Origin of the sequence: Thomasclavelia sp., assembly GCF_047249845.1 — a bacterium.
Classification (GTDB): Bacteria; Bacillota_I; Bacilli_A; order Erysipelotrichales; family Coprobacillaceae; genus Thomasclavelia.
The window spans coordinates 100,838-107,608 of the sequence record NZ_JBKTWO010000003.1; the positions used below are offsets into that span (position 1 = coordinate 100,838).

Sequence of the window (6,771 nt, forward strand, 5' to 3'; positions counted from 1 at the left end):
AAGGATAGCTCAAGCTATCCATTTATATTCTTTTCAATAATAAAACTTACACCAACATCTCTATTTACTGCTGTTACATTATAATTATACATTGTACATGTTTTATGAACAATTGATAAACCTAATCCAAATTGACCCTTTGTTCCTTTTTCATAGGGTTTAAATAATGCCTCGATATTTTCATTATCTATTGATTCACCATCATTATATATTTCCAAATAACCTTGTTTTAAAATTATCTTGATTTTACTATTTACATAACGATATGCATTTTCAATAATATTTTCAACACATATACGCCAACACTCCTCATCACCCTTAAATGAAACAAATGCTAAATCAGTTTCTATTGCTATTTCAGGATGCATTCCTTGTAACTGAAGAGTAATGTGTTCAATCAAGGCTTTCATATCTACTTCATTATTACTATTTTCACTGCTCAAAAAGTCTAAACGATTTAAATATAACAAACTTTTAACTTTACCATCTAAGCGATCAGCATTTTCAATAATAATATCCATTGAAGCATCCTTATCACCATATGGATATATATCATCTTTAACACTTTGTGAATATGATTTAATTAAAGCAATCGGTGTTTTTAGATCATGAGATATATTATGAATCATTTCCTCTTTAGTCCTGTTTTGGCGATCAATTTCTTCTTTCATCACTACCAGCTCGTTAGAAACAATTCCTATTTCATCGCCACGATCAATTTTTAGCTCACTCTTTTTATCATTTCTAATATCTTCAATATAATTTCTAATAGCTTTTAATGGTTTAATTAAGCTACTTACCCATAAGAAAATGACTACACCAATAATTGTAAATGATATATACAAGATATTAATTATTTGTTGTCTTATTGCAGAAATTAAATTAGCTGAATAATCACTATATACTAATGATACAATATATGTATTATCATCTTTTTTTGTAATTTGATAGTAAACAGTGGTACCTGAAAGATCACCTTTTTTTTGAATCTTTTCTTTATCACTTTCAATCATTTCAAATAAATAATTTCTAAATACATAACTTAATTTTTCTGCTTCACTATATGTAATATTCTCTGAAGGAATCAAAACATTATTTTTAGCATCATATTTCATATGATATATTTGTTTATCTGTAGATTTTTCGATTGGACTATATCCATAATCAACATAACCTCGTTGGGCGGTTTCAAGAGTTTGAAACATTTGATTATCAATTAAATTTGTTAAATTTTTATTTATAAGGGGTACTAATATTACTAAAACAACCAGAGCTATTAATGAAAAGATGATAATTAATTGTCGTTGAAGGGAAAATTTCTTTAACATTAGTCTAAACGATAGCCAAATCCATAAATTGTACGAACATTGATTTCTGGCATTTTCTTTCTAAGTCTTCTTAATGTATCATCAACTACCCGATCACTACCAAAATAATTTTCATCCCAAACTTTATTGAGAACCTGCTCTCGAGATATTGCTAAGCCTTTATTTATAATAAAGTATACTAATAAGTCATATTCTTTTGTTGTTAAAATAATTTCTTCATTTTGATAAAATACTCTTCTTTTTTCCAGATCGATATCATAACCATCCATCTTAATCTTTGATGGATCATCATATGAACGTTTAATTAAATTATTAATTCTTAAAATAACTTCTTTAATATTAAATGGTTTGGTTATATAATCATCAGAACCTTTTTCTAAGCCAATAATTCGATCAAATTCCTGATCACGAGCAGACATAAAAATAATCGGCATTTTAGGACGGGCACTTTTTATTTCATTAAATAGTTCAAAACCACTTGAACGATCTAACATAATATCTATCAACCATAAATGAACATCGTCACTTTTATGCATTAATGCTTCATCATATGTATAAAAAGAATATACAATATATCCTTCTTTTTCTAAATAGGTTCTTACTAAATCATTTAAATTCTTTTCATCATCAATAATATTTATTTTAAATTGCATGTATTTCACCTCACTTTTAATATATATAAAATATTGCCATATTATATGGCAATATTATGTGACATTATGTTATTTTATCTTTTAACAACAAAACCTTTTTCTTTCATCTTCTCAACGATCTTATTTACATTAACTAAACACTTTTCATCACTGTCAGCTTCGACCATCACTCTTACAACTGGCTCAGTTCCACTTTCACGAACTAGAACACGCCCATTATCTCCTAAATCAGCTTCAACTTCAGCAATTACAGCTTTTACATCAGGATCCTGTTGCGCTTCTTTTTTATCTCTAACAGGAACATTTTTCATTAATTGTGGATAAATAGTAACTGGTTCTATTAATTGTGCTATTGTACGTTTACTTTCAATTACAGCTTCCATAACCTTTAATGATGTTAATATTCCATCACCAGTTGTAGCATGTTTTGAAAAAATAATATGTCCTGATTGTTCTCCACCTAATACATGACCATTTCTCACCATGTTTTCATTTACATATTTATCTCCAACAGCAGTTTTTTCATATTTAATATTTTCTCTATCAAAAGCTTTATATAATCCAATATTAGACATAATTGTTGTAACTACGGTATCATTTGCTAATTCTCCATGATCTTTTAAATATTTTCCACATACATATAAAATCAAATCACCATCTACAACTCTTCCAAATTCATCCACACAAATACAACGATCAGCATCACCATCATAAGCAAAACCAATATCTAAAGCATTTTCTTTAACATACTGTTGTAATACTTCAATATGAGTTGATCCACAATTTGTATTAATATTTAATCCATCAGGATCACTATTGATTACAAAGGTTTTAGCACCTAATGCATCAAAAACACTTTTAGCAATAGCACTGCTGGCACCATTTGCACAATCCAATCCAACCCGATAATTTCTAAAAGCTCTTGTTGGAATTGACATTAAGTATCCAATATAACGATTACGGCCTATTGAATAATCTAAGGCACATCCAATTTCATCTTTTGTTGCATATGGTAATTCATCAATTAATCCATCTATATACTGTTCAATTAAGTTTTCAATACCAGCATCTATCTTATGACCATTGCCATCAAGAATTTTAATCCCATTATCATAATAAGGATTATGTGATGCCGAGATCATGATTCCGCAATGAAATTCTTCACTCGTTACTACATATGAAACTGAAGGTGTAGTAGTTACATGTAACAAATAAACATCCGCTCCACTTGCAGTAAGACCAGATACTAATGCATATTCCAACATATAGGAACTTCTACGTGTATCTTTTCCAATTACAATTTTAGCTTTTTCATTACGAGAGTAGTACCAGCCTAGATAACGCCCTACTTTATAGGCATGTTCAACTGTTAATTCAACATTGGCTTCCCCTCTAAATCCATCTGTACCAAAATACTTACCCATTACTTCTTCCTCCTATTTTCTTAAAGTAACTGTTATTTTTTCAGGTGAGACTAACTTATAGCTCAAATACCCTTTACTAGTATTTAAATCTACTTTAACAGTATTACTTCCTCTTTTCAAGTCTTCTAGATTAATTGATGCAACAAAATCACTAGCTGATACATTATTTAATTTTTCTTCTACTCCCTCAACTTCAATTGAAGCTTTATCTTGTCCACCCGCAAAATCAACCTGATAATTACCTTCATTATTATTTATATTTATTGGTACGTCAGTAATAACTTTTTTTATTGCAGGAGAAACTCTTATTGAAACATCAACAGTATCAAAAGCTAACTTGTTAATTTTATCAATTCTAGATATTGGTATCTTACTATAACTTTTATCACCACTTAATCCAGATATATCAATATTGACATATACATTATTAATACTATTTAAAAATTCTTCTTTCCCATATATTCTAACTTTTTCTTTTGATATTGTGAGACTTTCTAAGCCATATCCACTTTCAAAATGTCCAGTATACTGAGGAAGAATTAAAACCTCTTTACTATATGAAGAAACATCACATTGAACTTTTACAGTATTAGGAATTATTTCAACATCAAGTTTTTTACCACTACGATCATAAGCAAAGATTTTAGCTCTTTGTTCAAATGCTCCTTTAATTCCTTTTAAATCAATCGCAGCTTTAACAGCATTTATCTTACCTATTGTATCTTGAGAACCTCGTACCTCAACTTGCTGATGCTCCATTGACTCAACCGAAACAGAATACTTATTGTCTAACTCATCTTCATTTATAAAATCATAACCTAGCTCAAAAGTCTTAGTGACTTTTTGCGTAATCTTGACATTTACTGCCTGTGGTACGATCATAACTTGTAAATCACTAGGAAACCCCTCACTTTTCAGTTCGACTGTATGATCGCCTTCTCCTAAGCTAGAAAAATCAGCAATAATTTTATAATTCTTAGCAATCTTTGCTGAATATATATCTAATGAAGGACCAACTAGTGCTACATTAACTGTTTCAGGCAATCCTACAACATCGAAATCATCCTGTAACCCTTGAACATTAATTTTCACATCATAAATATAATCTCCTCCATTTGGTGTAGAAAAAATATTATTAATACTTCCATTAATTGTAAATAACAATACTACTGCCATAATAAAAGATAAAACTTTCATTGATAGATTTGACTGTAACATTCGATCTAAAAATACATTTAAAGAATTTACTGTTTTATAAAGTATTTCAAAAGCTTTATCCTTTACATTAAATGTATCTTCATTATTTTTTACTAATACTTGTTTATCATCCTTTTTATTTTCAGATTTTTGACGTGTGATAAAATTTAAAAAGAAATCTGTAGTAGAATCTTTTTTAATTGATGGTTTATGACTATCCTTTTTGGCCATCTTTTTCACCATCCTTTTCTTTAGAATTAAACCAGTCTAACTCATTAACTAAAGAAGCTCTTAGTTCCTTACGAGGAATTTTGCGAAGTTTTCCATTAGCTGCAAACGAAATAGTTCCTGTTTCCTCAGAAACAACAACAGTTAACGAATCTGTTATTTCACTGATTCCTAAAGCTGCACGATGTCTTGCTCCATATAACGGACTTAATTCCTGATTAGTTGGGGGATAAAACGCTGCAGCACAAATAACACGATCATCTTTTATAATTGTTGCTCCATCATGTAATGGTGTTCCCTCCCAAAATATTGTTGTAAATAGTTCAGCTTTTATATCTGCATTTATTTTAGTACCTGTATTTATATAATCTATTAGAGTTTGACTTCTTTCAAATGTAATTAACGCCCCTGTTTGATCTTCAGATAATTTTGTAATAGCACTTACTAATTCATCCATCAAACGTTCCTTTTCATCATCTGATAAATTATCATGTTTAATTTCAAGTTTAGTTCGCCCAATTTTTTCTAATAATCCTCTAATTTCTGGCTGAAATACAACAATTATTGCTACAACTCCCCATGTCAGAACTGTATCTACTAAATAATCCATTGCACTTAAACCTAGCAAACTTGTAAACATCTTTAAGATGAGAATTAATAAAACCCCTTTAAATAATTGCATTGTACGCATATTTTGTCTCATCATTGTAACTAAAACATATATAACATACCAAACTAAAATCAAATCTATAATAGTTCTAACTACATTAAAAATCGAGCTTAAATTAAATGTAATTGCAGAAACAATCGGCATCAAAATACCACCTACTTTCATGACTTATTATAACATCATCATATCTAAAATAAAAATCATTTATCATATATTTAAAACTCTTTAATTCGACAAATCCCAATATTACTAACATATATTTACATATTGTAAACAAAATAAAAATGTTTTGATTATATATGATAAATATGAAAACGGAGGTATTTTATGTTAAAGAAAAAAAATAATTTAATATGTTTTATTGCCATTATTATTTCGATAGTCACTGGAACAGTAACTATTAATTCATTTACAAACCAATTAAAAGATAACCCAAGTATAAATCAATTGAATAATAATTCTTATGAAAATTATCCTAATAACAATACTAATCAATATGGTTATAATACCCAAGAACCTACTACTTTTAATAATAATACTTCTAATCAAAATATTTCACTTGATACTATTAGTATAATTATAGTTTGTGCATTAATATTTAGTTTAGCAATAGTTTACTTAATAATGTCAAAATTATCTACCCAAAATATTTTTGTCAATCATGATAAAAAAATAATTTATGCGCTTACTACTAGTTTACTTAGTATTGTTATTATTTGTACAAGCTTTATAACATTAAACAATCTACAACAAAACAACCTATCTCAACAAGACAACAATCAAGGAGATAATTCAATCATTAGTAATAATCATAATTATTTTAGTGTTTAATTATTAACTTTATTAAAAAATAGGTCTATACTATAGACAGGAGGTAATTAAAATGTTAGATAATAAGGTTATAGAATTATTAAATGATCAAGTAAATAAAGAATTTTATTCTGCTTATCTTTATTTAGATTTTGCTAACTACTATAAAGATAATGGATTAGAAGGGTTTGCAAATTGGTACAATATTCAAGCCCAAGAAGAAAGAGATCATGCAATGTTATTTATTCAATATCTACAAAATAACAATGCTAAAGTAACACTAGAAGCGATTGATAAACCAGATAAAGAATATTCAAAACTAAATGATCCTCTTATCTTTGGTTTAGAACACGAAGAATATGTGACTAGTTTGATTCATAACATTTATGACAGTGCATATTCATTAAAAGATTTTCGTACAATGCAATTCTTAGATTGGTTTGTTAAAGAACAAGGTGAAG

General features: G+C 28.2%; 7 protein-coding genes. 2 read left to right on the forward strand and 5 right to left on the reverse strand.

All coding sequences use genetic code 11. The features are described from left to right. Positions 1 to 14: 14 nt before the first annotated feature. From ACLR9T_RS01535 to cdaA, 5 genes are all read right to left on the reverse strand, one after another. A complete protein-coding gene (locus ACLR9T_RS01535) occupies positions 15 to 1,328 on the reverse strand; it encodes an ATP-binding protein (RefSeq protein ID WP_413107771.1) in 1,314 nt (437 codons plus the stop codon). After that, positions 1,328 to 1,981 carry a response regulator transcription factor gene (locus tag ACLR9T_RS01540; RefSeq protein ID WP_413107772.1) on the reverse strand — a complete coding sequence of 218 codons (654 nt, stop codon included), beginning with the start codon at positions 1,979 to 1,981 and terminating at the stop codon, positions 1,328 to 1,330. The genes ACLR9T_RS01535 and ACLR9T_RS01540 overlap by 1 nt, the downstream gene beginning before the upstream one ends. Before the next feature lie 74 nt (positions 1,982 to 2,055). Further along, a complete protein-coding gene (gene glmM / locus ACLR9T_RS01545) occupies positions 2,056 to 3,405 on the reverse strand; it encodes a phosphoglucosamine mutase (protein WP_413107773.1) in 1,350 nt (449 codons plus the stop codon). A 12-nt stretch (positions 3,406 to 3,417) separates the two neighbouring features. Continuing rightward, entirely contained in the window at positions 3,418 to 4,833 is a 1,416-nt protein-coding gene (locus ACLR9T_RS01550; RefSeq protein ID WP_413107774.1) for a YbbR-like domain-containing protein, read from the reverse strand. Then, positions 4,817 to 5,665 carry a diadenylate cyclase CdaA gene (gene cdaA, locus ACLR9T_RS01555; RefSeq protein ID WP_413107775.1) on the reverse strand — a complete coding sequence of 283 codons (849 nt, stop codon included), beginning with the start codon at positions 5,663 to 5,665 and terminating at the stop codon, positions 4,817 to 4,819. The genes ACLR9T_RS01550 and cdaA overlap by 17 nt, the downstream gene beginning before the upstream one ends. 162 nt (positions 5,666 to 5,827) lie before the next feature. Between cdaA and ACLR9T_RS01560 the strand changes: the two genes are divergently transcribed. Both ACLR9T_RS01560 and ACLR9T_RS01565 read left to right on the forward strand, forming a co-directional pair. Beyond that, positions 5,828 to 6,331: a hypothetical protein gene (locus tag ACLR9T_RS01560; protein ID WP_413107776.1), complete on the forward strand. Its 504-nt coding sequence runs from the start codon at positions 5,828 to 5,830 to the stop codon at positions 6,329 to 6,331. Positions 6,332 to 6,383: 52 nt separating this feature from the next. Beyond that, positions 6,384 to 6,771 (forward strand): ferritin (locus ACLR9T_RS01565; protein WP_413107777.1); only part of this gene is annotated, 388 nt, incomplete at its 3' end.